Origin of the sequence: Campylobacter sp. US42a, from assembly GCF_004379055.1 — a bacterium.
GTDB classification, from domain to species: Bacteria; Campylobacterota; Campylobacteria; order Campylobacterales; family Campylobacteraceae; genus Campylobacter_D; species Campylobacter_D jejuni.
In genome coordinates this window covers 13,012-37,887 of record NZ_RYYK01000001.1, presented here as the reverse complement: position 1 = coordinate 37,887, position 24,876 = coordinate 13,012, and the positions used below count along the sequence as shown (strand labels likewise).

Sequence of the window (24,876 nt, the reverse complement as noted above, 5' to 3'; positions counted from 1 at the left end):
CCAAATATTTTCTTAAGGCTTAAGATGAACAAATTTAGAACTTTTCCACAGATTAACACTCTTATTGAAGATGAGAGTTTAAAATCCTATCCTTTTTATATCAAAGCATTTTTTTGTAAAAAAGTTGTCGCAAAACTAAAAGAAAATTTTTCCCAAGATAAAATTTCTAAAGATAAACTACTTTTAGAAATCAAAAAAGAAATCAAAACTTTTTATCGCAAAGATTTACAAAGTGTGATTAATGCAAGTGGAGTGGTTATACACACAAACCTTGGTAGAAGTGTAATCCATGAAGAACTTTATGAAGCGTGTAAAGATATCATTTGTAATTATTCTAATGTAGAGTTTGATTTAGAAAATGGAAAAAGAGGATCTCGCTATGCTTTGGTACTAGAAAAACTTAAAATGCTTTTTGAATGTGAAGATGCTTTAGTGGTCAATAACAACGCTGCGGCAGTTTTTTTAGTGCTTAATTCTCTTTGTTATGATAAAGAAGTCATAAGCTCAAGAGGAGAACTTGTAGAAATTGGCGGAAGTTTTCGTGTGCCTGAAGTGATAAAAGCTGCAGGTGTAAAGCTTTGCGAAGTTGGAACTAGCAACAAAACACACTTAAAAGACTATGAACAAGCTATCAGTGAAAATACCGCTCTAATTTTAAAAACCCACAAGTCTAATTTCGCTCTTATGGGTTTTCACAGTGAAGTAAATATAAAAGATCTACATGAATTAGCAAAAGAAAAAGGGCTTTTGAGTTATTATGATCTAGGTTCTGGCTGGTGTGAAAATTTAAACGAAAAACTGATTAAAAATGAACCTAAAATCAAAAAACTCGTGCAAGAATGTGATATTTTAAGTTTTAGTGGAGATAAACTTTTTGGTAGTGTGCAAGCAGGCATTATACTTGGAAAAAAAGAACTCATAGAAAAACTTAAACAAAATCAACTTTTAAGAATGCTAAGAGTGGATAAATTAACCCTATCTTTTTTAAACGAAAGCTTAAAAGCTTATTTACAAAAAGATTATGAAAAAATTATTACCTTAAAACTTTTAAATGATGACTTATCCTTTATAGAGAAAAAAGCTTTAAGAGTGCAAAAAGAATTAATTTTTCAAACCCAGCTTAAAAAAAGTAAAAGTTTAGTAGGAGGAGGTTCTATGCCTGATAAAAGTTTAGATACTTATATACTGACTTTTCAAGGAGATGCTTTAAAACTACAAACTCGATTTAGAAAAGAAAATATCATAGGACGCATTGAAAATGATGAATTTGTTCTTGATTTTAGAACTATACGAGAAAATGAACTTCAAAAACTTATTCTTATAATCAATCAAATGGAAAACTTATGAAATCTGTTATTATAGGAACCGCAGGACATATTGATCATGGAAAAACTTCACTCATTAAAGCTTTAAATGGTTTTGAAGGCGATAGTTTAAAAGAAGAACAAGAAAGACAAATCACCATTAATTTAAGTTTTTCAAATCTTAAATTAAAAGATAAAAACATTTCTTTTATCGATGTTCCAGGACATAAAGATTTGGTTAAAACTATGGTAAGTGGAGCTTTTGGCTTTAGTGTTTGTTTATTTGTCGTAGATATTAACGAAGGTTTAAAAGAACAAAGTTTAGAACATTTAGAAATTTTAAAAATTCTTGATATTAAAAATATCATTTTAGTGCTTAGCAAATGCGATCTTTGTGAAAATATAGAGCAAAAAAGTGTAGAAATTTTAGAAGAGTTAAAAAATTTAGATTATCCCATTTTAAAAGTATTTCACACCAGTATAAAAAATAATCAAGGCATAGAAGAATTAAAAAATTATCTTTATACCATAGAAAACAAAGAAAACGATGAAGAACTGATTTTTCATTATTATATCGATAGAGTTTTTTCTCTAAAAGGCATAGGAACTGTCGTTACAGGTAGCCTGAATGAAGGAAGTATCACTTTAAATGAAAAAATCATCTGTTTAGACACTCAAAAAGAACTCATTGTTAAAAATATAAAAAACCACGATACTAATTTAGAGCAAATCAAAGCTTGTAACCGTGTGGCTTTAAGTTTAAATTGTGATTATAAAGAGTTGAAAAAAGGTTATTTGCTAAGTAAAAAAGGTTATTTTAAAGCCTTTAAAGAATGCGATGCTTTAGTTAAAGCAAAAAATTTACAAAATAGCAAAATGATTTTTTGTGTAGGTTCAAGACAAATAGAATGCAAAATAAATATATTAAAAAAACTAGAAAATGATGAATTTTTTGTGCATTTTAGTTTTGATAAAAATGTATTTTTAAGTTTTGATGAGGCTTTTATTTTATTACAAAACAATCGTGTTATAGGCGGTGGTAGGGTTTTAAATCCTTTAAGCGAACCTTTAAAAAAAGAACAAAAAAATAAATTTTTAATGTTTTTGAAAAATAAAGATTTTAAAGCAGCTTTTTCTTTCTTAAAAGACGCACACAAATACGGCTTTGGTTTGCTTTCAAGCTATCAAAGATTTAAACTTTCCCATCAAAAAGCATTGAAATTAGCAAAAGAATTAAATCAAGTATTTGTCGATGAAAAAAATCTTAATGTATATCATTTACAAAGCCTAAAAGAAATTAAAAATTTCATCAAATTCATACTTGAAAAAAATCCTTATGCCATGCTTTCAGCACATTCCTTAGCTTTAAGGATTACTTGGGCAAGCGAAAATTTTTGCGAACTTGGGCTTAAAGAAATGTCAAATTTATTGGATTTTCAAAATGGAATTTATTTTAAAAAAGGTATAGATTTTGAAAAACTTCAAGAAAAAAATAATAATCAATTATATGAAATTTTAAAAAAACAAGGTATTAAACCCGAAGCTCCTTATAATCTTTATGATTTTTTAGAACTTGATAGAAAAAGCGGAGATAATATACTCAAAAAACTTACCCAAAAAGGCTTGGTTGTAAGACTTTCACACAATCTTTTTATAGAAAAACAAGCTCTTGAAAAACTTATGCAAGAATGTTTAAATTTATTAAAAAATCAAAGTCTTGATGTGCAAAGTATGAAAGAATATTTCAATCTTTCAAGAAAATATGCTATTGCTTATTTAGAATACTTAGACAAATTTCCTCAAGTAAGCAAAGAAGCTGAAAAAAGATTTTTAACAAACATTTAGAAAATCATTATAGAATTAAACATAATTTATTTAAAGGATTTATAAACTATGAAAAAATTAAGTTTAATTCTTGCCTGTTCAGCATCTTTGTTTGCTGCAAGTAATTCAGAAATTAGTGATTTTTATTCAAAAAGCATTAAAGCACAATTTCCAAATGCTACCGTTAGTGTATCAAATCGTCAAAAGGTTGGTAATACGGGTTTTGAAAGTGTTATTGTAAGCGTTGAATTAAATGGACAAAAACAAGAAAACATTCTTTTTACAAAAGATAGTCTTATCGCCCCTGATCTTATCGACTTGAAAACGGGAATTTCTTATGCTCAAGAATATGAAATGAAAAAATTTCAAGAAGCAAGAGAAAATTTTACAAAAAATGCTAAAGCTGTAGCACAAAAAGAAACCATGGTAATAGCTTTGGGAGATAAAAATAAACCTGCAATTTATGTTTTTTCAGATCCTGAATGCCCTTATTGTAGAGAACATTTAGCTCAAATTGATGATGAACTTAAAAACTATCAAGTTAATTATATTTTAACTCCAGTACATGGAAAATCTGCTTTTGAAAAATCCGCTCTAATCTACAAAGAAGCAAAAAAAGCAAAAAATGATAAAGAAAAAATCGCAATTTTAAACAAATACTATGATGCAAATATCAAAAATTATCCAAAAGTAAGCGATGCAGAATTAAAAGAAGTTTTTTCCTTATATGAAAAATATCGCTCATTAGGTCTTAGCGCTACTCCAACTATTATTAAATAAACCTAATGTCTAAATTTGCTTTAATTTTAAGCTTTTTTATAGCACTCTTTATGAGTGCTTGCACCAATGCAACTTTCATACAAAGCTTTATTCAAACAAGCAATGAAGGCATTTTTATCAGATCGCAAAAACAACAAAGTTTTAAAATTTCCTTTCAAAATCCTAGCCAACTTCGAACTACTTTGGATAGAGATTTGGCTTTAAAACTTAAAAATTTAGGCTTAAAAGAAGTAAAAGAGAATGCAGATTATGAAATTTTAATCAATCTTGTAGATATGAAAAAGCATTCTTATGCTCAAAAAATCACAACTTCAGCAAGATTTTTTTATGATTTTGATCCTTTGGAAAGCGATGGAGAATGGATGGTGGAAAACTACTATACTATACAGGTTAATTTACAAATCAACTCTAAAAATCACAATTCTCAAAAAACAAGTCTTCTTGCAAGAACGGCTTATCTTGGAAATAAAGAACGCTGTCAGTTATCTTTAGAAAATAAAATTATAAATCAAATAGTGAGTTTTTTTTATTTTTAAGAAAAGACATCAAGAGTATAAAGACTCTTGATTTTAAGAATTATTAAGCAAAATAAGGTTTGATTTGTTCTACCCAAGCATCAATTCTTGATTCAGTTTGATCTTCTTGATTATCATTGTCAAGAGCAAGTCCAACAAATTTACCATCTACAACCGCATCGCTTGCTTCAAATGTATAACCATCAGTTGAAACTTCTCCTACCAAATTTGCACCTGCATCTTTTAAATTTTGAGCTAATTTACCCATGCCACCACAAAAAGTGTCAGAATAACTTTCACTATCACCCATACCAAATACAGCTACAGTTTTTCCACCAAGACTAAGCCCTGAAAAATCAAAACCATCCCAATCATCTTGTAAATCACCACTTCCCCAAGTTGAAGTTCCACAAATTAATTTATCGTAAGAATTCATTTTAGCTGCATCAATATCTGAGATATTAAAAACATCACTAATTCCAAGTTTTGAAGCAATTGTATTAGCCGCTCCTTCTGTATTTCCCATAGCACTACCATAGATTACTGCTACTGACATTATTTTCTCCTTATAATTTGATTTGATATTTTATACGGAACTAATTTTAACATAGTTTTGTTTAAATCACACAAAAAATGTTTTATTTCAATAAAATGTGTGAAATTTTTGTTACGCGGACAAACAATATAAAATTTTTCAAAATTATTTTCTTTTATTAAATTCAATAATTCATGAATTTCATTTTCAATTTTTAAATTATATGTATTAATCTCTTTGCAAAGTGGTAAAATTGCAAATTTCTTATCTATTATAATAAGATCACCATCTTGATCGATATTTTTTCCATTATTTTGAAAAGAAACCTTATCATAAACATAAGAGCTAAATAAAATTTGTGCATCAAAACAAATGCCATAAAGATAAATTCTTAAAAGTCTTAAAAGATCGATATTCTTAGATATTTTAGTATTAAAAATTAAGCTTTTTCTTTTTTGAAAGTAAAAAGCGTATGCATTAAGCTTGATATTTATATTTTGAATCTTACCAAATGAAACATGCATTATATCATGTAAAAAATTTCCAAATATCATTTTTAAACTCTTGGTATTTTTTGCATATGAAAGAGGAATTTTTAGAGCGCTATCAACGCTCGCATTATATTGAGTTAAAAAAGTCAACATAAGCTCTTGATTGTTTAAATAGCGATAAATTTGCGGTATAAATTCTCGCTTATCATCAAATCCAAATAACATCTTTAACCTTTATAGCAAGAAAATTCTTTATTAAGATTAAAAATTTTACAATATTCACAATACACACAACTTACACTTCTTTTTGCACAAACTAATGGAATTTTGCGCTTTTTAGCTTCATTTTTGATTTTTTTCATAGTATTATGATTTAAAAAGCTTGTTAACATTACTATACATTCTGTATCACAAGGAATCGGCTTGCGATTAACTCTATTTTCATTACGCGCATCCCAGTGTTCTATTTTTTTAGCACCTAAATCATGTAAAACAGCTCTAATAGGAGTGATTTCATCTGCACCAATAACCAAAACTGACATAAATTCTCCTTTGTGATTTTTAAAATATATTTTGATAATTATTATTATAATATAAAAAAACTAAATTTATTTTGAAATTTATTATCAATAAAATGCAATTATTCAGTTAATTTTAATTTTTAATAGATATAATTTACTAATTAATAAAATTTATTATTTAGGAGAAAACAATGAAAAAATTGACTAACGATTTTGGAAACATTATAGCCGATAACCAAAATTCATTAAGCGCAGGCGCAAAAGGACCTTTGCTTATGCAAGATTATCTTTTGCTTGAAAAACTTGCTCATCAAAATAGAGAAAGAATTCCAGAAAGAACCGTTCATGCTAAGGGAAGTGGAGCTTATGGCGAAATAAAAATTACAGCAGACTTAAGTGCTTATACCAAAGCTAAAATTTTTCAAAAAGGCGAAGTTACTCCATTATTTTTACGCTTTTCAACAGTAGCAGGTGAAGCAGGTGCAGCAGATGCTGAACGCGATGTGAGAGGTTTTGCTATTAAATTTTACACCAAAGAAGGAAACTGGGATTTAGTAGGAAATAATACTCCAACTTTTTTTATCCGTGATGCTTATAAATTTCCTGATTTCATCCATACTCAAAAAAGAGATCCAAGAACACATTTAAGAAGCAATAACGCTGCTTGGGATTTTTGGAGTTTATGTCCTGAAAGCTTACATCAAGTAACCATTCTTATGAGTGATAGAGGAATTCCTGCAAGTTATCGTCATATGCATGGATTTGGAAGCCATACTTATAGTTTTACTAATGATAAAAATGAAAGATTTTGGGTGAAATTCCATTTTAAAACCCAACAAGGGATTAAAAATCTTACCAACCAAGAAGCTGCAGAGCTTATAGCAAAGGATAGGGAAAGTCATCAAAGAGATCTCTATAATGCTATAGAAAATAAAGATTTTCCAAAATGGAAAGTTCAAGTTCAAATTCTTGCTAAAAAAGATATAGAAAAGCTTGGATTTAATCCTTTTGATTTAACAAAAATTTGGCCTCATAGTCTTGTACCTTTGATGGATATAGGCGAAATGATTCTAAACAAAAATCCTCAAAATTATTTTAATGAAGTTGAACAAGCTGCCTTTAGTCCAAGCAATATCGTTCCTGGAATTGGCTTTAGCCCTGATAAAATGTTGCAAGCTAGAATTTTTTCATATCCTGATGCACAAAGATATAGAATAGGAACTAATTATCATCTTTTGCCCGTAAATCGTGCAAAAAGCGAAGTGAATACTTACAATGTCGCTGGTGCTATGAATTTTGATAGTTATAAAAATGATGCTGCTTATTATGAACCAAACAGCTATGATAATAGCCCAAAAGAAGACAAAAGCTATCTTGAACCTGATTTAGTCTTAGAAGGCGTAGCGCAAAGATATGCTCCACTAGATAATGACTTTTATACTCAACCAAGAGCTTTATTTAATCTTATGAATGATGATCAAAAAACTCAACTTTTTCATAATATCGCCGCTTCTATGGAGGGAGTTGATGAAAAAATTATCACTAGAGCTTTAGAACATTTTGAAAAAATTTCACCTGATTATGCAAAAGGAATTAAAAAAGCTTTAGAAAAATAATTTTTACTTGCCACTTTTGGTGGCAAACTAAAGATTATAATAATTAAGGAAAAACAATGACAACTCTTAGTTTAGAAGAAGAAAAAAGATTTGAAGAGCTTTGCAAAATGGCTTTTAATTTTGCAAGAAATAATGAATGTGAAAATCTTAAAATCATGATAGAAGCAGGTTTAAATGTAAATTTAAAAACTCATAAAGGCGATAGCTTGCTTATGCTTGCAGCTTATAATAATTCTTATGAAAGCGCTAAAATGCTTTTAGAAAAAGGTGCAAAAGTAGATGAAAAAAACGATCGCGGACAAACCCCATTAGCAGGAGTTTGTTTTAAAGGATACTTACCTATGTGTGAACTTTTAGTTAAATATGGAGCAAATATTGACGAAAACAATGGTTTAGGAATGACACCTTATACCTTTGCTATTATGTTTGGACGCAAAGATGTGGCAGAATTTTTACTCAAAAAATCTAAAAATAATTTTTTAAAGAAAATGAGCCTAAAAATACTAAAATTTATCAAAAAATTTTAGTTATTTTTTAAATTTCTTCAGATACCTATAAACACTAGGTTCTGAAATTTTTAAAAATTTTGCTACGATAGGAACCGCTCCTTTTATATTAAAAATACCTTTTTCATATAGCTTTTCAGCAATTTCTTCTTTTTGAGCAATGCTTAATTGATAATCAGAATTTAAATAACTAGAATCTACACTTTGAACTAAAATATCCTCTATCGAGTGACTTAATGTTTCTATGCTTGAATCATTTTGAGAAAAACTAATATTTCCTAAAATATCACCCATATCTCCAATTTTTTCTAAATCAATCATCTTGCATATTAAATCTCTCATAATGCTAGTATCATGATTGATACACAAAATACCTACTAATTTGTCATGATTTTTAATAAAAAAAGTAGATCCTCTAATTAATTTTGATTTTCCAACAAGAGCCTTATAATCACATAAAAAATCTTTTTCTAAATATTTTTTATTTTGCATAAGCTCACTTGCAAAAGCAGTCAAGGGAGAATCTAAACTTCTCCCACTAATGTGATTGTTAGCAATTGCCGCAATATAGGCCCCATCTTCAGTAATTACATGAAAAACTATCTCATATTGCTCACCTAAAACTTCTCCTAAAAAATATGTCAACTTTATAAATTGTTGTTTTTGTCCCTCATCCATAAAACTGCCTTCAATAAAAAATTAATATAATATTAAATTCTACTCTTTATACTTTAAAACATTTCTTAAAAATAAAATTTTATTATTATGATAATAAACTATTGACAAATTATTATTGTAGTGATAAAATGCATTCTGTTTAATCTATATTTAACAAAGGAGAATTCATGTCAAACTATCCAAAGGCCATTGGTCCATACTCAGCTTATAGGGAAGCAAATGGACTTTTATTTATATCAGGACAACTTCCTATCAACCCTGCTTCAGGAGAAATAGAAAGCTCTGATATCAAAGAACAAACCAAACAATCTTTAAAAAATATCGGTGCTATCTTAGAAGAAAATGGTATCAGTTATGATAAAGTGATTAAAACCACTTGCTTTTTAGCTGATATTAATGATTTTGTAGCATTCAATGAAATTTATGCTGAATTTTTTAAAGCTCCTTATCCAGCAAGAAGTGCTTTTGCAGTAAAAGATCTGCCAAAAAAAGCTAAAGTAGAGATAGAGATCATCGCTCAAAAAGGATAAAACATGCTAGGTATTGTTTTTTCTTTATTTAGTGTTTTTTTACTTGTTTTTATGCTTTATAAAAAAATCAATGCTCACATGGCATTGCTTTTAAGTGGTTTACTTTTACTTTCCTTAGCTGCTATTTTTGGACTTTCTCCACACATTGTCGCTAAAGGTTCTTTAAATTTAGGTTTTTTTGATATTTTTCAAGTTTTTAATCAAACCATGTCAAGTACATTAGCAGGACTTGGACTTACACTTATGACTATAGCAGGTTTTTCTGCTTATATGGATCATGTAGGGGCTTCTTATGCACTTTTTAAAGTTTTTGAAAAACCTTTAAAAGCCGTAAAATCTCCTTATGTTTTACTCATAGTTGCTTATTTTATCGTGCAATTTTTAGTTCTTTTCATCCCTTCTCACGCAGGCTTGGCACTTTTACTTATGGTTACTATGTATCCTATACTTGTACGCTCTGGTGTTTCAAAACTTTCTGCCTTAAGTGTGATTGCGATTTGTCAATATATCGATCATGGACCTGGAAGTGGAAATGTGATCATGGCGTCAAAAGTAGCTGAAGTTGATCCTGCAATTTATTTTGTTCATTATCAACTCCCTACAACCTTGCCTATCATTATAGCTGTAGGTATTGCGATATATCTTTGCAATAAATTTTTTGACAAAAAAGATAATTTTGTCTTCAATGCACAAGAAATTGAAAAAGAACTAAATGAAAATGAAGGCAAAGAAAAAGAACTTAAAAAGCCTCCTAGAATTTATGCGATTTTACCTATAATTCCTTTGGTTTTAATCCTAGGATTTAGTTCCGTACTTGATAGCATCTTGGTTTTAATGGGAATAAGTAGCGCTGAAGAAGTTAAAGCAGCTGCTAGTACTGCAATTAAAATGAATGTTCCAGTAGCAATGGTGATTTCAACTTTTGTGGCTATTATTTTTGAAATGATACGCTATAAAAGCGTTGTAGAAACTCTTAATTCTATTATGATTTTCTTTAAAGGAATGGGACATTTATTTGTTATCACAGTTTCACTCATCGTTTGTGGTCAAGTATTTGCAAGTGGTCTTTTATCTGTAGGTTTTGTAGATACTTTAATAGAATTTTGCAAAAATGCAGGATTTGGAGTTTTGGCTATTATTATCGCCGTTTCAATCTTACTTGCAGTTTGTGCTTTCTTAATGGGTTCAGGAAATGCAGCATTTTTTAGCTTTGCTCCACTTATCCCAAATATAGCAAAACACTTTGGAGTTGAAACTATCACCATGATAGCACCAATTCAAATTATGACAGGCTTTGGAAGATGTGTTAGTCCTATTGCACCAGCGATTTTAGCTATCTCAGCTATTGCAAAAGTAAGTCCTTTTGCCGTGGTTAAAAGAACAGCTATTCCTATGCTTGTAGCGGCTATTGTAAATGTTATTATGACTTATATCTATCTTTAAAAAGGAGAAAAAATGAACTCAAAAACTAAACTTATTCATTGTGGCAGAGGCGATCAAGGCGCTGAAGTAAGATCAGTCAATCCTACACTTATGCGTGCATCAACCATACTTTTTAAAGATCACGCAACTTGGCAAAAATATAGAGAATTAAGAAAAACAGATCGTGTTTTAAGCTATGGGGCTAGAGGAACAACAACCAATTTTGAACTTGAAAAACTTATTTGCACTCTAGAGGGTGGTTATAGAGCACAACTTTTCCCAACAGGACTTGCAGCATTAGCTATGGTGCTTTTAAACTATGCAAGCAAAGATGCGCATTTTTTAATCACCGATGCAATTTATGGTCCTGTAAGAACGATTTGCGAATTATTTTTAGAAAAAATGGGTGTTGAAATTGATTTTTTAAAAGCTGATGCAAGTGATGTAGAAGAAAAAATCAAACCTAATACCAAGCTTATCCTATGTGAAAGTCCAGGTTCTATACTTTATGAAATCATAGATTTACCAAAACTTTGCAAAATTGCCCATGCGCATAATATCCCTGTAGCTATTGACAATACTTATTCTAGTGGATATTTTCTAAATCCTTTAGAACTTGGAGTGGATATTTCAGTTATCGCCGCTACAAAATATCTTAGCGGACACTCTGATGTAACCATGGGTATAGTAGTAATCAACGAAAAAGAATGGAAAAATTTTGACAAACTTCCAGAAGCTTTAGGCTTTACAACAAGTCCTGATGATGCTTACTTAGTACTTCGTGGTATGAGAACACTAGATGTAAGAATGAAAGCTCATGAAAAAAGTGCTGATGAAATTGTAGAGTTTTTACAAAGCAGAAAAGAAATTAAAACAATTTTCTATCCAAAACTCAAATCCCACCCAAATCATGAAATTTTCATGCGTGATCATAAAGGTGCAAATGGTATGATTACCATAGAATTTACAGAAGGTTATAGCAAAGATGATGCTATTAAATTTGTAGATAAACTAGAATACTTTTCAATTGGTGCTAGCTGGGGTGGATATGAAAGCTTAGCCACCGTAACTACTCCACCTAGAACTGCAACAGATTGGAGTGCAAGAGGGCCATTTGTAAGATTTCATATAGGTCTTGAAGATACTAAAGATTTAATTGCTGATTTAACACAAGCTTTTGATAGTATTAAAAAATAAGGAGATAAGATGACAGGAATTAGCGTATTTGATCATAGATTACTAGCAGACTCATGGAGCACGCAGGAAATGCGTGCTATTTTTTGCGAACAAAACCGCATACAAAAATGGCTCGATGTTGAAGCAGCTTTAGCAAAAGCACAAGCAAAACTTAAAATTATCCCTAAAAAAGCAGCTGATGAGATCGCAAAAAAAGCTCATTATAAATTTATGGATATGGACTTTATCTTTGCTGAATTTAAAAAGACTAAACACCCTTTAGTTCCTACTGTAAGAGGATTAGAAAAAGCTTGCGATAATAATTTAGGCGAATATGTACATTTTGGAGTAACCACTCAAGATATCATCGATACAGGACTGGTTTTACAATTTAAAGAAGCAATGACTCTTGTAAAAAGCGAATTAAAAGCTATCGCAAAAGCCCTAGCAAAACTAGCTAAAACCCATAAAAATACTGCTATGATGGGAAGAACTTTAGCACTTCAGGCTTTGCCTATTACTTTTGGACATAAAGTGGCTATTTGGTTAAGCGAACTTGAGCGTCATTTTGAAAGAATACTTGAGCTTGAAAAAAGACTTTATGTAGGTAGTATAGTAGGTGCTGTAGGAACTAAAGCAAGTTTAAGTGATGAGTGCAATGAAGTAGAAAAACTCACTTTAGAAAATTTAGGACTTGATGTGCCTAATATTTCTTGGCAACCCGCACGTGATCGCTTTATAGAACTTGGTTTTGTACTAGGTAATATCAACGCAACCTTTAACAAAATCGCTCATGAAATTTTAATCCTTTCGCATAATGAAATTGATGAAGTTGCTGAACCTTTTGGCAAAGGACAAGTAGGATCAAGCACTATGCCACACAAAAGAAATCCTGCAGTAAGTGAAAATGCAGTTACAGTAAGCAATGCCTTTAAAGCAAATTTAGCCATTTTAAGCGATATTGAAAGACATGAACATGAAAGAGATGGTCAAGTTTGGAAAATGGAATGGAAGCTTTTACCTGAAATGTTTTTAATGCTTTCTGTGGTTTTAGCAAATATGAAATTCGCTCTTAGTGATTTAGAAGTAAAAAAAGACAAAATGCTTAAAAATTTAAATACTCTTAATGGTTTTGTTTTAGCAGAGCGTGTTATGTTTGCATTAAGCGATCATTATGGAAAACAACATGCCCATGAGATTGTTTATGAAAATGCTATGCTAGGTATAGAAAAACAAAAAACTTTTAAAGAAGTTTTACTTGCAGATAAAAGAGTATCTAAGGTATTGAAAGAAAAAGAAATTGATGCTTTGCTTGATGCAACAACCTATGTAGGATATGCACCAAAACTTGTAGATGAATTTTTAGCAAAAATCAAAAATAGCGCTATCTTAAAATAGGAAAAATCATGTTCTATAGTGAAATTTTAGCGGATTTTATTTTCAATCTTAAATATGAAAATATCCCTAATACAGTTGTTCAAAGGGCTAAAGAGCTTATGCTTGATAGCCTTGGAACAGCTATAGCAGCAAGCAAAGAAGAATGTGTTTTAAATGCTTTTAAAGCTTTTGAAAATTCAAGCACAGAAAAAAATACTCCTATTTGGGTAAATGATCAAAAATTAGATCCTATATACGCAGCCATGCTAGATGGCATTGCTTCTCATGCGTTAGATTTTGACGATACGCATACAGAAGCGATTTTGCATGCAAGTGCGATTTTAACTCCACTTTGTTTAAGTTATGGTTTTCATGTTAGCAAAGATGCGAAAAAAATCATCAAAGCTTTTATAATAGGCTGGGAAATTGCAGCTAGAGTAGGCATTGCAAGCAAAGGTACTTTTCATAAGCGTGGTTTTCATACTACTGCTATTGCAGGAATTTTTGGAAGCGTGAGTGCAAGTGCAATCTTGCTAGATCTTAACAAAGAACAAATCATCAATGCTTTAGGACTTGCAGGAAGTTTTGCAAGTGGGGTTAATGAGTTTTTATCCAATGGATCTAATTCAAAAGTTTTACATATTGCCAATGCTATTAAAAACGGCATTATGGTAGCTCATTTTGCTAAAAACAATATGAGTGGACCTTTGAGTATTTTTGAAGGTAGGGATAATATCTTTAAATGTTTTGGCATAGAAGAAGAATGCGATAAAACAGAACTTGGCAAAGCCTTAGGTGAAATTTGGCAAACCATGCAAGTTTCAATCAAGCCTTATCCAAGTTGTCATTTTGCTCATGGGCTTATTGATTGTGCTATTGCTTTAAAAAATGATGGTTTAAAAGCTGATGAAATTAAAAGTATTCATTGTTTTGTAGATGAAGTTCCTATTTCTTTTATCTGTGATCCTTTGGAAGCAAAATACACTCCAAATAGTGCTTATGAAGCTAAATTTTCCATGCCTTTTTTAATGGCTCTAGGATTCTTTGATGGCAAAATCACTCTTGATTCTTATGAAAATTTAAAGCGTGAAGAAGTACTAGAATTTGCTAAAAAAATCAGTTACGAAAAAAGGAAATCTCAAGGCTTTCCAAAATATTTTCCAGGGCATTTAGAAGCCAGTTTGCAAGATGGACGCATAATCCAAAAAGATGTTTTTATCAATAAAGGTAATTTTGATAATCCACTAAGTTTTGAAGAATTAAAAGCTAAATTTTTAGCCAATGCACAAATTTACCTTGATAATGCTAAAGCTAACAAAATTCTAGATCAAATCATCAATCTAGAAAATTTAAACCACTTTTCTTTTTAAATATTTATCCTTCTTTTTACAAGAAGGATAATTTCATTACACTTTTTTATTATAATATTTATTATTAATTTAGGAATTACAATGACTTTAAACGAGTTAAAAGATGGACAAAAGGCTATTATTGTCAATTTAAACGCTCACAAAGAACTCAAAAATAGACTTTTAAGCTTTGGATTTATTAAAAATAAAAACTTGAAAAAAATTCACTCCTCTTTAAAAAATGCCACCATAATGGTAGAACTTGATACAAGTTGTGTTATCCTAAGATCTGATGAAGCTAAAACCATAGAAGTGAATCTTATATGAAAAAAATCAAGATAGCCCTTGTAGGTCAGCCTAATGTAGGCAAAAGTCTTCTTATTAATGCGCTTTGCAAAGCCAATATGAAAGTAGGAAATTTTAGCGGAGTTACTATAGAAAAAGCAAGCGCAAAAACTTTTTATAAAAACTATGAATTTGAAGTCATTGATTTGCCAGGAACTTATTCTTTAGATGGATATAGCGAAGAAGAAAAAATCACACGTCATTTTTTAAATCAAAATGACTATGATGTTATTGTTAATGTTTTAGATGCTACCAATTTAGAACGTAATCTTATCCTTAGTGCAGAACTTTTAAGCCTTAATAAAAAAATGCTTTTAGCTTTAAATATGTGTGATGAAGCCAAAAAAGAAGGTATAGAGCTTGACACTTCTGTTTTAAGCCAAGAATTTCAAAGTCAAGTTGTTGAAATTTCAGCAAAAACAAAAGAAAATTTAGAACTTTTGCTGCAAAAAATTATTATTTTATTTGAAAGTAAATTTATTCCAAGATCTCAATTTTACACTCCGCTTTGCGAAAAAAGTCCAGAAAAAGAAGATTTATTATATTTTATTAATGAACTTTCAAAAAAAATTATTACACACAAAAAAGAAGAAAGAAATTTAACCAAAAAAATCGATGCTTTACTTATCCATAAATTCTTTGGCTTACCTATATTTTTATTTTTAATGTGGCTTTTATTTCAACTCACCTTTAGCTTAGGACAAATTCCTATGGATTATATAGAATCAGGCTTTAATGCCTTAGGTGAATTTGTTAAAAACAATATTTCTAATACCTTTATCGCTTCAGCTTTGGCTGATGGGATTATCGCAGGTGTTGGTGCTGTGATACTTTTTTTGCCTAATATAATGATTTTATTTTTAGGCATAGCTCTTTTAGAAACCACAGGCTATATGTCAAGAGTAGCTTTTTTACTTGATGGGATTTTACATAAATTTGGTTTGCATGGTAAAAGTTTTATTCCACTAATCACTGGTTTTGGTTGTTCAGTACCTGCTTTTATGGCTACACGCACTCTTAAGAACAAAAGAGATAGACTTTTAACTCTTTTTGTGATCAATTTTATGAGTTGTGGGGCAAGACTTCCTGTATATGTGCTTTTTATCGGTGCTTTTTTTCCAAGTGAAAAAGCAGGAAATTATCTTTTTGGAATTTATATTTTAGGTGCGATTTTAGGACTTTGTGCTGCAAAATTTTTAAGAATGACAGCATTTCGTGGACTTGATGAACCTTTTGTTATGGAAATGCCAAAATATCGTATGCCAAATTGGCATTTAGTTTGGTTTATGGTTTATAATAAAGCCAAAATGTATCTTAAAAAAGCAGGAACTTTCATACTTTTGGCCTCTTTGCTCATATGGTTTGCTAGCAATTTTCCAAAAAGTGAAGAAAATTTAAATGATTTTAATGCTCAAGAAAGAGCTATAGAACAAAGTTATTTAGGACAATTTGGCAAAAGCATAGAACCTATTTTTCAACCCCTTGAGTTAGATTGGAAATTAAGCGTATCTTTAATCAGTGGTTTGGCTGCTAAAGAAGTGATGATTTCAACTATGGGAGTGCTTTATTCACTAGGAAAAGATGTAGATGAAACAAATAATGATTTAAAAGGAATTATCGCTAAAAATATACCTATACCAAGTGCAGTGGCTTTTATTTTATTTGTAATGATTTATAATCCTTGCTTTGCAGCAACTATAGTTTTTTCAAAAGAAAGTGGAAAGCTAAAATATACTCTCTTTCTCTTTCTTTTTACCTGCACAAGTGCTTATATAGTAGCTTTTATAGGACTTCATATTGCTAAAATTTTATTAAACTAACTTGCTTTTAATGATGAAATTTTAGTAATATTATCTTCAAAAGCTTTTAAAATGCTATAAGCAATACCTTCAAAATCAAGCCCACCGCAAAGATAGATTAAAGTCATACGAAAAGATTTACTCACATCAAGCTTTGGTTTTTCAGCGTTCATATTTAACTTAAAATCATAAGGACTTGCATGTTTAAAAGCATAATTTTTTGCCGCAATTAAAAAATCATTCTTATCTTTTAAAAACTCTCCTTTAACTAAAATAAAGCTTATTTCAAGATATTTCCAAAAATCTTTTGAAGGCATAGGATTTTCATCAAAATTTTGCTCTATAAAAGTATAGTTTTTTTCAAAGGATTTTTTATAATTTTCTACAAGCAAAGCACCTAATTTATTTTTAGCTATATTTTGTAAAATAAGTTTTATATTGCTTTCAAATTCAAAATCTATTTGTTCTAAAATTTTAATTTGCTCTTCTAGAAAAAATTCTTGTTTTAACTCTTCATTACAAAGTTTAGCGTAAGAAAAAATATTTGCCATAGGCTTTTCATAATTCCCAAACTCATCCCAAAAATTTTTCTCACTACAGGCTATACAACCATGTCCTGCAGCCACTGGCCAAGAAGTTTTAGCATTAAATTTCACTTTAGGGCAGTTATTGTAAGTATAAGGTCCTTTACAACCTATCTTAAATAAACAAGCTCCATTCTTTGCAGCCTCATCGTCAAAATGTTCAGCAAAAATCCCACTTTCAAATTTCGCCTTTCTTTCACACATATCATGCAAACATTTACCATAAGCCCACACAGGACGATTTTGCTCATCAAGTTCAGGCAAAACTCCAAATAAAGCAAAAAAACTTAAAGTCACAATGATATTTGCATCACTTGGAGGACAACCTGGGATATTTACTACTTTTTGACTTAAAACTTCACTAATACCACAAGTTTTACTAGGATTTGGATAAGCAGCCTGAATACCACCATAACTTGAACAAGTACCCACTGCAAAGATAGCCTTGGCTTTAGCAGCTAGTTTTTCTAAAATTTCATAGCCACTCTCTCCTTGTGCTCCTATAGTAAGAAAAAAGGTATCAATGGCTGCAACACCACCTTCAACCGCTAAAATAAAATCTTCTTCTAAAACATGCTCTAAAAGTTCTTCAGCCTTAGTGCCATTTGCTGCCATTAAAGTTTCATGATATTCTAAAGAAAAAAAATCAAAAATAAGCTCATCAAAACTTGGCAACTCAGAACGCAACAAACTCTCACTACACCCTGTACATTCACAAAGATGAAGCCATACTAACTTTGTCTTAGGTGCGATTTGAAAAAATCTTTGAGCAAGAGCTGGAATTTCATTGCCTAAAGATAAATGCCTAGCAAGAATTTTTACACTTTCTTCATTAATAACCTTATCCTCTTTTAAAGTAGAATTTTCAAGTTTTTTAATGCGATCTTCAAGTATATTTTTTAATTCTTCATTGCTAAGCTTTGCCATTTTTTATCCTTTTTGATTATCCCAACAAAGAACAGTTTGCCCTTCTTCATTTTTTTCAACATCACCCATACCCATGATGTTATATCCTGCATCGACATAATGTATTTCACCTGTAACACCATTTGCCAAATCGCTAAGTAAATACATAGCCGAATTTCCTACATCTTCTATACTAACATTGCGTTTTAAAGGAGAATTGATTTCATTGTATTTTAAAATCATTCTAAAATCCCCTATTCCACTTGCTGCCAAAGTTTTAATAGGACCTGCTGAAATAGCATTAACACGGATTCCTTTTACCCCTAAATCTCTTGCCAAATAACGCACAGAACTTTCAAGTGCAGCTTTTGCTACACCCATAACATTATAATGAGGCACATATTTAACCCCTCCAAGATAACTTAAAGTCAAAATCGAACCCTTATCTTTTAAAATAGGTAAAACTGCACGCGTTAAAGAAAGTAAAGAATACACAGAAGTTTGCATAGCTATATCAAAAGCTTCTTTTGAAGTTTCTAAAAAAGAATTTTCTAAAGCTTCTTTTGGAGCAAAAGCAACCGCATGCACTACAAAATCAATCTCGCCTAAATCTTTTTTGATTTTTTCAGCGATAGAATCTAAATGCTCGTTATTATTTACATCAAGCTCATAAACAAAATTAGAATTAAACTCTTGCGCTATAGGTTCTACGCGTTTTTTTAAAGCATCATTCAAAAAAGTAAAAGCGAGCTGGGCTCCTTGATCAAAACATGCTTTTGCTATGCCATAAGCGATAGATTTATTATTTGCAACCCCTACAATAAGACCTTTTTTACCTTTCATAATCATCTTTTATCCTTTGATTAATTTTATAAAATTTTCTACTTTTAAAGCTGCAGAGCCTATCAAAACTCCGCCACAATGATTTACACTTAAAATTTCTTTAATATTATTTTCATTCACACTTCCACCATAAAGTAAAGGCGCCTTAGTTAAACTCGCTAAAAATTCAAGCACTTTAGCAATATCTGTAGTTTGTGCGCTCACTCCCGTTCCTATAGAATAAATAGGCTCATAAGCGATGATGAGTTTTTCATAATTTAAATCAATAATTTCAAGTTGTTTTTTTAAAAACTCTAAAGTCTTGCCTGAATTTTTTGTATCTAAATTTTCACCTATACAAAAAATAATTTTGTAACCATGCTCTTTAGCAAAATCAAATTTAGCCTTAATAAATTCTTCATCTCCTAAAGCTCTTCTTTCAGAATGCCCGATTAAAACACATTTGATCCCAAATTCGTCCAAATGTTCTTTTCCAAGCTCGCCTGTAAAAGCGCCATTAACACAAGGATAAAAATTTTGTGCTCCTTGTATGAAGTTATTTTCATTTTCTAAAAATGCTACGCTAGGTGGAAAAACGATAATATCATCGCATTTTGCCCCCATAGTTTTATTTAAAATTTCAGCATAAATTTTAAAGCTTGCCCTTGTGTGATTGCATTTTAAATTTGCAGCAAAGATCATTCATTTTCCTTAGATCTTAAAGCTTTTACACCTGGAAGTTCTTTACCCTCTATAAGTTCAAGAGAAGCACCACCTCCAGTAGAAATAAAAGTCATCTCATCTGCATCACCTGCACGCGCAACCACATCAGCCGTATCACCGCCTCCAACAACAGAAGTTGCATGTCCTTCGCTGATATAATGACTCATTTTAATACTGCCTTTTGAAAATTTGTCAATCTCAAAAACACCCATAGGTCCATTCCACCAAATCGTTTGCGCATCAGAAATCACCTCTTTAAAAAGTCTCACACTTGCAGGTCCTATATCTAAACCCATCCAACCATTTGGAATTTCTTGCGCTGGAGCAAATTTCATCGGCGCATCTTGTGAGCACGCAGGAGCGGCTACAACGTCTACTGGAAGATAAATTTTCACTCCTAAATTTTTACCCTTGGTAAGAATTTTATTAGCTTCTTCTAAAAGTTCTTCTTCTAAAAGTGAATTTCCTATATCATAACCTAAAGCTTTTAAAAAAGTAAATGCCATACCTCCGCCTATGATTAATTTATCTACCTTTGGTAATAAATTTGTCAATGCTTGAAGTTTTCCACTTACCTTTGAACCTCCAACAACAGCGACAAAAGGACGTGCTGGATGTTTGATAAGATTGCTTGCAAAATCAATTTCTTTTTGGAGTAAAAATCCTGCGCCTTTGTGTTTTTCATCAAAAAATTTAGTAATAGCCTCCACGCTAGAATGTGCTCTATGGCATACTCCAAAAGCATCATTGATATAAACTTGAACCATAGAAGCAAGTTCTTTGGCTAAATTTTCATCATTTTTAGTTTCGCCTTTTTCAAAACGCAAATTTTCAAGAAGTAAAATTTCACCCGCTTTTAAATTCATAGCTTTGGTTTTTGCATCTTCGCCGATAACATCTTTTGCCATAATAATTTCTTTATCTAAAAGTCTAGCAAGACGCTTAGCCACAGGTTCTAAAGAATATTTAGAGCTAATTTCTTTTGGACGCCCTAAATGAGAGGCTAAAATCACACTACAACCATTATCCAAACAATATCTTATCGTAGGAATAGCTGATCTTATGCGTCTATCATCAGTGATATTTAAAAAATCATCTTGAGGAACATTAAAATCACATCTTATAAAAACTTTTTTCTTAGCTAAATCAATATCTTTTATAGAAATAATATCACTCATGATTAAGCCTTATTTGCAATATATACTGCCATATCTACTAGACGACTTGAATAGCCCCATTCATTATCATACCAAGCAATTACCTTGATAAAATCATCCGCAATCACTTGAGTTAAATCACTTGCCACAATTGCTCCATAAGAACAAGTGATAAAATCGCTTGAAACTCTTTCATCATCATCCACCATTAAAATGCCTTTTAAATTTGTAGTTGCAGCTTTTCTAAAAGCTTCATTGATTTCATCTTTGCTGACTTTACGACTTAGTTGTGCAGTTAAATCCACGCTTGATACATCAATCACTGGCACACGCATACTTTGTCCGTGAAGCTTGCCATTAAGTTCAGGCATAACAAGTTTCATAGCTTTTGCTGCGCCTGTAGAAGTTGGAATGATATTTTGTGCTGCAGCACGAGAACGGCGTTTATCTTTAGCTTTAGCATCAATAATACTTTGTCCATTTGTATAAGCATGTATTGTTGTCATAAGTCCTTTTTCTATGCCAAAATTATCTTGTAAAACACGACAAACAGGACCTAAACAATTTGTTGTACAACTTGCATTAGAAATAATGCTTTCACCCTTGTAAAGTTCTGAATTTACTCCTAAAACATAAGTAGGAGTATCATCTTTTGCAGGAGCACTCATGATCACTTTTTGTACTCCCATATCTATAAATTCTTGACATTTTGCCATAGTTAAATGCGCTCCTGTGCACTCTAAAACAATTTGTGCGCCGTGTTTTGCAAAGTCAAGATCTTTTACATTGCGACTTTTAAATACTTTGATTTTTTTACCATTTACCACTAAATCATCGCCTTCACTATCAACACTACCTTTAAATTCACCATGTACTGTATCGTATTTAAAAAGGTATTTTGTAAGTTCAACATCCGTAGTATCATTTATCGCCACAAGCTCAATATCATTTCTTTCTAAGATGATTCTTGCAACACATCTGCCTATGCGTCCAAAACCATTTATAGCAACTTTTACAGCCATTTAATTTCCTTTTGCAAAATATAATGCTAATATTCTACAAAAAAAAGGTTAAAATTTTAATGAAGATAGCACTTTTTGGTGGCAGTTTTGATCCACCACATAATGGACACAATAGCGTTGTTTTAGAGGCTTTGGAAAAATTAGATATTGATAAACTTATTATTATGCCTACTTATATCAACCCTTTTAAACAAAACTTTAGTGCTGATGAAAAGCAAAGATTCTTATGGGTTAAAAAACTTTGGGGACATTTTCCAAAAGTTGAAATTTGTGATTTTGAAACCAAGCAAAAACGCCCTGTTCCTAGCATAGAAAGTGTTAAGTATCTTTATAAGCTTTATAATCCTAGTAAATTTTATCTTTTAATCGGCGCAGATCATTTAGAAAAACTTCATCTTTGGCATGATTTTGAAAAACTTAATTCTTTAGTAGAATTTGTTATTGCCAATCGCAATGATATAGAAATTCCTAAGAATTTCAAAGATTTAAAAACCGATAAAAAAATCGCATCTTCTTTTATACGCAATACCTTAAATACAAATGAAGTTTGCGAAGAAATTAAAGATGAAGTAAAAAAATATTATGAAAAATTACAAAAAAATTGATACAATTTCAAAAATTAAAGGACAATAATGCAAGAAAGAATAGATTTAATCGTTAAAATTTTAGATGAAAAAAAAGCTGAAGATATCAAAACCATTGACATGAGCGAGCAAGAATACTTTGTAAAATATGTCATTATCGCAGCTACTTTAGGAGAAAGACACGCTCTATCTTTAATCGATGAGCTTAAAACACAACTTAAAGCCAAAGGTGAGGAATTTTTAAACATAGATAGTAGTGAAGAATGGAGCGTGATTGATCTTGGCGATATTTTAATCCATCTTTTAACACCAGAACACAGAGGAATTTATAATATAGAAGAATTATTAGAAAATCTTAAAAAAGGTAGGGTTTAAAAAGACTAAATTTAATTAGCCTTTTAATTTTTAGAGATTATCAATATATTCTTTAATTTCTTTTTTGATTTTCTCTTTTTGTTCTTTTAAAGCTTCTTTTTTAGCTTTATACTCAGCCTTACTCATATAATCTTTTTGTTCTTTTAAAGCATCAAGTTCTTTTTCGATTTTTTCCACTTCTTGTTCTTTAAGTTTTTTAGCTTCTAACTTTTTATCATAAAACATAGGATCTTTAGCACAATCATTTTGTACTTGTTTTAAAGCAAGCTCTAAGCTTAAGGTTCTAGCTGTATCATTATGCGCTTTAGAAAAACTGATTTCTTTATTGATACGATCGATTTTTCTATCACATTCACTTGCACCAAAAGCAAAGGCACACAACGAAAGTAGAACAAGTATTTTTTTCATTTTTAATTCCTTTTTAAAATAAATTTAAATCGCGAAATATTATCTCATCAATTCTTAAGCCTAGCTTTTATATCATCAAATAAAGCAAATACCATACTTTCAAGCTCTTTTGCTCTTTCTAAAGAAGTTGCTTCAAAGCGTGTGATAAGATAAGGGCTGGTGTTAGATGCACGAAGCAAAGCCCATCCATCGCCAAAATCTATCCTAGCTCCATCAATTTCACAAAGACTTTTAACACCTTTTAAAGCTCCTTTTTCAATCTCTTTTTGAAATTCTTCCACAAGTTTAAATTTTTCTTCTTCATTTATAGGAATTTTAATTTCAGGTGTAGTATAAAGTTTTGGTAAAGCTTTAATCATACTTTCTAAATCAAAACCTTTATAAACAAGTTCTAAGGCTCTTAAAAATGCGTAAATTCCATCATCATAACCAAAATATCTATGTTTAAAGAAAATATGTCCACTCACTTCAGCAGCTAAATCAATATCTTTTTCTTTCATCATTTTTTTGATATTAGAATGTCCTGTTTTTCCCATAAAAATAGTTCCAAATTTAGCCACTTCATCAAAAAGATTTTTAGAACATTTTACCTCACCTAAAATGCGTGGATTAGGAATATTTTTAGCAAACAAATAACAAAGCTCATCCCCACAAAATACATGAGTTTTACTCAAAGCAACCATTCTATCAGCATCCCCATCAAAAGCAAAAGCTAAAGAATAATCTTGATTTTGATTTAAAAACTCTCTAATCGCACTTAAGTTTTCTTCTTCTGTAGGATCTGGAGCGTGGTTTGGAAACTGTCCATCAGGCTCTGCAAACATTACATGAGCTTTTAAATTTAAAGCTTTGATTAAAGGCTCTATCACTACTCCAGCCGCACCATTTGTGCAATCAACACCAAATTTATAATTAAAATCCTTTAAAAAACTAAATTGCTCGCACATAAATTTCACATAAAGGCTTAAAATATCGTATTTTTCTACTTCTAAATTTTCCTCAATCTCATCATCTAAATGCTTATAAACTTCTTCTGAAAACTCTTTTAATTCCACGCCAAAAAAACTTTCTTTATTGATAGTGATTTTAAAACCATTATAATCTTTTGGGTTATGAGAGCCTGTTATCATAACATTTGCATCAAATTTCAAGCCCTCATAAAGACTAAAATATCCCAATGGAGTTGGTACAAGCCCTATATCATAGATTTTTATTCCCGCTTTGTTAAGTCCACTCACTAGATAATTAAAAAGTTCATTTGCACTATATCTTGCATCATAGCCCACACTTACATTTTTACAGCCTTTATTTAGCATGGTTTGTCCTAAGCAAAAACCTATAGCCTTAACACTTTTTTCATTCAGTTCTTTGCCATAAAGTCCTCTTATATCATATTCTCTAAAAATCACATCTAACATTTTTTTCCTTCAAATTTATCTCTTCTTTGACCTAAATTTATCGTTTTTCTAAAGCAAATTTGGATAGAAAAGAAATTTTTGCTACAATTTTACATTAATTTCACTAAAT

The 24,876-nt window shown here is 30.7% G+C and carries 26 protein-coding genes; 15 read left to right on the top strand and 11 right to left on the bottom strand.

Annotated features, from left to right (window positions below; genetic code table 11):
* Positions 1–24 precede the first annotated feature (24 nt).
* From selA to ELQ10_RS00180, 4 genes are read left to right on the top strand one after another with little or no spacing between them, the layout of a single operon-like run.
* Positions 25–1,347: an L-seryl-tRNA(Sec) selenium transferase gene (gene selA, locus ELQ10_RS00195; RefSeq protein WP_134250002.1), complete on the top strand. Its 1,323-nt coding sequence runs from the start codon at positions 25–27 to the stop codon at positions 1,345–1,347.
* Positions 1,344–3,149, top strand: coding sequence for a selenocysteine-specific translation elongation factor (gene selB, locus ELQ10_RS00190; protein ID WP_134250001.1), 1,806 nt, complete (start codon positions 1,344–1,346; stop codon positions 3,147–3,149). Before selA ends, selB begins: the two co-directional genes overlap by 4 nt.
* A 48-nt stretch (positions 3,150–3,197) precedes the next feature.
* Complete coding sequence (locus tag ELQ10_RS00185; protein WP_070305103.1) at positions 3,198–3,908, top strand: DsbA family protein; 711 nt, start codon at positions 3,198–3,200, stop codon at positions 3,906–3,908.
* A 5-nt stretch (positions 3,909–3,913) separates the two neighbouring features.
* Complete coding sequence (locus ELQ10_RS00180) at positions 3,914–4,444, top strand: hypothetical protein (RefSeq protein ID WP_052834510.1); 531 nt, start codon at positions 3,914–3,916, stop codon at positions 4,442–4,444.
* Positions 4,445–4,487: 43 nt separating this feature from the next.
* On the opposite strand, the gene fldA is transcribed toward ELQ10_RS00180, so the two are convergent.
* The 3 genes from fldA to ELQ10_RS00165 are packed head-to-tail and all read right to left on the bottom strand — an operon-like array spanning position 4,488 to position 5,991.
* Positions 4,488–4,979, bottom strand: a complete 492-nt coding sequence (fldA, locus tag ELQ10_RS00175) for a flavodoxin FldA (protein ID WP_002855629.1) — start codon at positions 4,977–4,979, stop codon at positions 4,488–4,490.
* Positions 4,979–5,674, bottom strand: a complete 696-nt coding sequence (locus tag ELQ10_RS00170; protein WP_133401689.1) for a hypothetical protein — start codon at positions 5,672–5,674, stop codon at positions 4,979–4,981. Before ELQ10_RS00170 ends, fldA begins: the two co-directional genes overlap by 1 nt.
* 2 nt (positions 5,675–5,676) lie before the next feature.
* Complete coding sequence (locus ELQ10_RS00165) at positions 5,677–5,991, bottom strand: DUF2325 domain-containing protein (RefSeq protein ID WP_002855637.1); 315 nt, start codon at positions 5,989–5,991, stop codon at positions 5,677–5,679.
* A gap of 170 nt (positions 5,992–6,161) precedes the next feature.
* On the opposite strand from ELQ10_RS00165, the gene ELQ10_RS00160 reads away from it, so the two are divergent.
* Positions 6,162–7,586: a catalase gene (locus ELQ10_RS00160; protein ID WP_133401690.1), complete on the top strand. Its 1,425-nt coding sequence runs from the start codon at positions 6,162–6,164 to the stop codon at positions 7,584–7,586.
* 56 nt (positions 7,587–7,642) lie between these two features.
* Positions 7,643–8,113 (top strand): Cj1386 family hemin-binding protein, encoded by a 471-nt coding sequence (locus ELQ10_RS00155; protein WP_002862058.1) that lies wholly within the window; start codon positions 7,643–7,645, stop codon positions 8,111–8,113.
* Here the strand turns inward: ELQ10_RS00155 and ELQ10_RS00150 are convergent, their stop codons facing one another.
* A complete protein-coding gene (locus tag ELQ10_RS00150; RefSeq protein WP_002855654.1) occupies positions 8,114–8,770 on the bottom strand; it encodes a transcriptional regulator in 657 nt (218 codons plus the stop codon).
* Between the two features lie 167 nt (positions 8,771–8,937).
* On the opposite strand from ELQ10_RS00150, the gene ELQ10_RS00145 reads away from it, so the two are divergent.
* From ELQ10_RS00145 to feoB, 7 genes are all read left to right on the top strand, one after another.
* Positions 8,938–9,300 carry a RidA family protein gene (locus ELQ10_RS00145; protein WP_002779137.1) on the top strand — a complete coding sequence of 121 codons (363 nt, stop codon included), beginning with the start codon at positions 8,938–8,940 and terminating at the stop codon, positions 9,298–9,300.
* 3 nt (positions 9,301–9,303) lie between these two features.
* Positions 9,304–10,743: a C4-dicarboxylate transporter DcuC gene (dcuC, locus tag ELQ10_RS00140; RefSeq protein ID WP_133401691.1), complete on the top strand. Its 1,440-nt coding sequence runs from the start codon at positions 9,304–9,306 to the stop codon at positions 10,741–10,743.
* Between the two features lie 12 nt (positions 10,744–10,755).
* Positions 10,756–11,919 carry a PLP-dependent aspartate aminotransferase family protein gene (locus tag ELQ10_RS00135; RefSeq protein WP_134250000.1) on the top strand — a complete coding sequence of 388 codons (1,164 nt, stop codon included), beginning with the start codon at positions 10,756–10,758 and terminating at the stop codon, positions 11,917–11,919.
* Between the two features lie 9 nt (positions 11,920–11,928).
* The gene (gene purB / locus ELQ10_RS00130; protein WP_002892895.1) at positions 11,929–13,296 is read left to right on the top strand and encodes an adenylosuccinate lyase; all 1,368 of its coding nucleotides are present in this window, start codon (positions 11,929–11,931) and stop codon (positions 13,294–13,296) included.
* A gap of 8 nt (positions 13,297–13,304) precedes the next feature.
* On the top strand, positions 13,305–14,645 hold the full coding sequence (locus tag ELQ10_RS00125; RefSeq protein WP_134249999.1) for an MmgE/PrpD family protein: 1,341 nt from the start codon (positions 13,305–13,307) through the stop codon (positions 14,643–14,645).
* A gap of 81 nt (positions 14,646–14,726) precedes the next feature.
* The gene (locus ELQ10_RS00120) at positions 14,727–14,951 is read left to right on the top strand and encodes a ferrous iron transport protein A (RefSeq protein WP_002779147.1); all 225 of its coding nucleotides are present in this window, start codon (positions 14,727–14,729) and stop codon (positions 14,949–14,951) included.
* Positions 14,948–16,789: a ferrous iron transport protein B gene (gene feoB, locus ELQ10_RS00115; RefSeq protein WP_134249998.1), complete on the top strand. Its 1,842-nt coding sequence runs from the start codon at positions 14,948–14,950 to the stop codon at positions 16,787–16,789. The genes ELQ10_RS00120 and feoB overlap by 4 nt, the downstream gene beginning before the upstream one ends.
* Here feoB and ELQ10_RS00110 read toward each other — a convergent pair.
* Genes ELQ10_RS00110 through gap form a run of 5 tightly spaced genes read right to left on the bottom strand, consistent with a single transcriptional unit; the run spans position 16,786 to position 21,982 of the window.
* Positions 16,786–18,279, bottom strand: coding sequence for a hydrogenase small subunit (locus tag ELQ10_RS00110; RefSeq protein ID WP_134249997.1), 1,494 nt, complete (start codon positions 18,277–18,279; stop codon positions 16,786–16,788). The two genes, feoB and ELQ10_RS00110, sit on opposite strands and share 4 nt — an antisense overlap.
* A 3-nt stretch (positions 18,280–18,282) precedes the next feature.
* Positions 18,283–19,107, bottom strand: a complete 825-nt coding sequence (fabI, locus tag ELQ10_RS00105; protein WP_002887956.1) for an enoyl-ACP reductase FabI — start codon at positions 19,105–19,107, stop codon at positions 18,283–18,285.
* A gap of 3 nt (positions 19,108–19,110) precedes the next feature.
* Positions 19,111–19,782 carry a triose-phosphate isomerase gene (locus ELQ10_RS00100; protein ID WP_070209810.1) on the bottom strand — a complete coding sequence of 224 codons (672 nt, stop codon included), beginning with the start codon at positions 19,780–19,782 and terminating at the stop codon, positions 19,111–19,113.
* Positions 19,779–20,981 (bottom strand): phosphoglycerate kinase, encoded by a 1,203-nt coding sequence (locus ELQ10_RS00095; protein ID WP_134249996.1) that lies wholly within the window; start codon positions 20,979–20,981, stop codon positions 19,779–19,781. Before ELQ10_RS00095 ends, ELQ10_RS00100 begins: the two co-directional genes overlap by 4 nt.
* Positions 20,982–20,983: 2 nt before the next feature.
* Positions 20,984–21,982, bottom strand: a complete 999-nt coding sequence (gene gap, locus ELQ10_RS00090) for a type I glyceraldehyde-3-phosphate dehydrogenase (protein WP_134249995.1) — start codon at positions 21,980–21,982, stop codon at positions 20,984–20,986.
* A gap of 59 nt (positions 21,983–22,041) precedes the next feature.
* Here gap and nadD point away from each other — a divergent pair, with 59 nt between their 5' ends.
* Both nadD and rsfS read left to right on the top strand, forming a co-directional pair.
* Positions 22,042–22,587, top strand: a complete 546-nt coding sequence (gene nadD / locus ELQ10_RS08605; RefSeq protein ID WP_070209812.1) for a nicotinate (nicotinamide) nucleotide adenylyltransferase — start codon at positions 22,042–22,044, stop codon at positions 22,585–22,587.
* Positions 22,588–22,614: 27 nt separating this feature from the next.
* Positions 22,615–22,941 (top strand): ribosome silencing factor, encoded by a 327-nt coding sequence (rsfS, locus tag ELQ10_RS08600; RefSeq protein ID WP_002855339.1) that lies wholly within the window; start codon positions 22,615–22,617, stop codon positions 22,939–22,941.
* A 30-nt stretch (positions 22,942–22,971) separates the two neighbouring features.
* Here rsfS and ELQ10_RS00080 read toward each other — a convergent pair whose 3' ends face one another.
* Both ELQ10_RS00080 and pgmL read right to left on the bottom strand, forming a co-directional pair.
* A complete protein-coding gene (locus ELQ10_RS00080) occupies positions 22,972–23,349 on the bottom strand; it encodes a DUF1090 family protein (RefSeq protein WP_002932559.1) in 378 nt (125 codons plus the stop codon).
* Between the two features lie 47 nt (positions 23,350–23,396).
* Positions 23,397–24,767, bottom strand: a complete 1,371-nt coding sequence (gene pgmL / locus ELQ10_RS00075) for a phosphoglucosamine mutase PgmL (RefSeq protein WP_134249994.1) — start codon at positions 24,765–24,767, stop codon at positions 23,397–23,399.
* Positions 24,768–24,876: the final 109 nt, after the last annotated feature.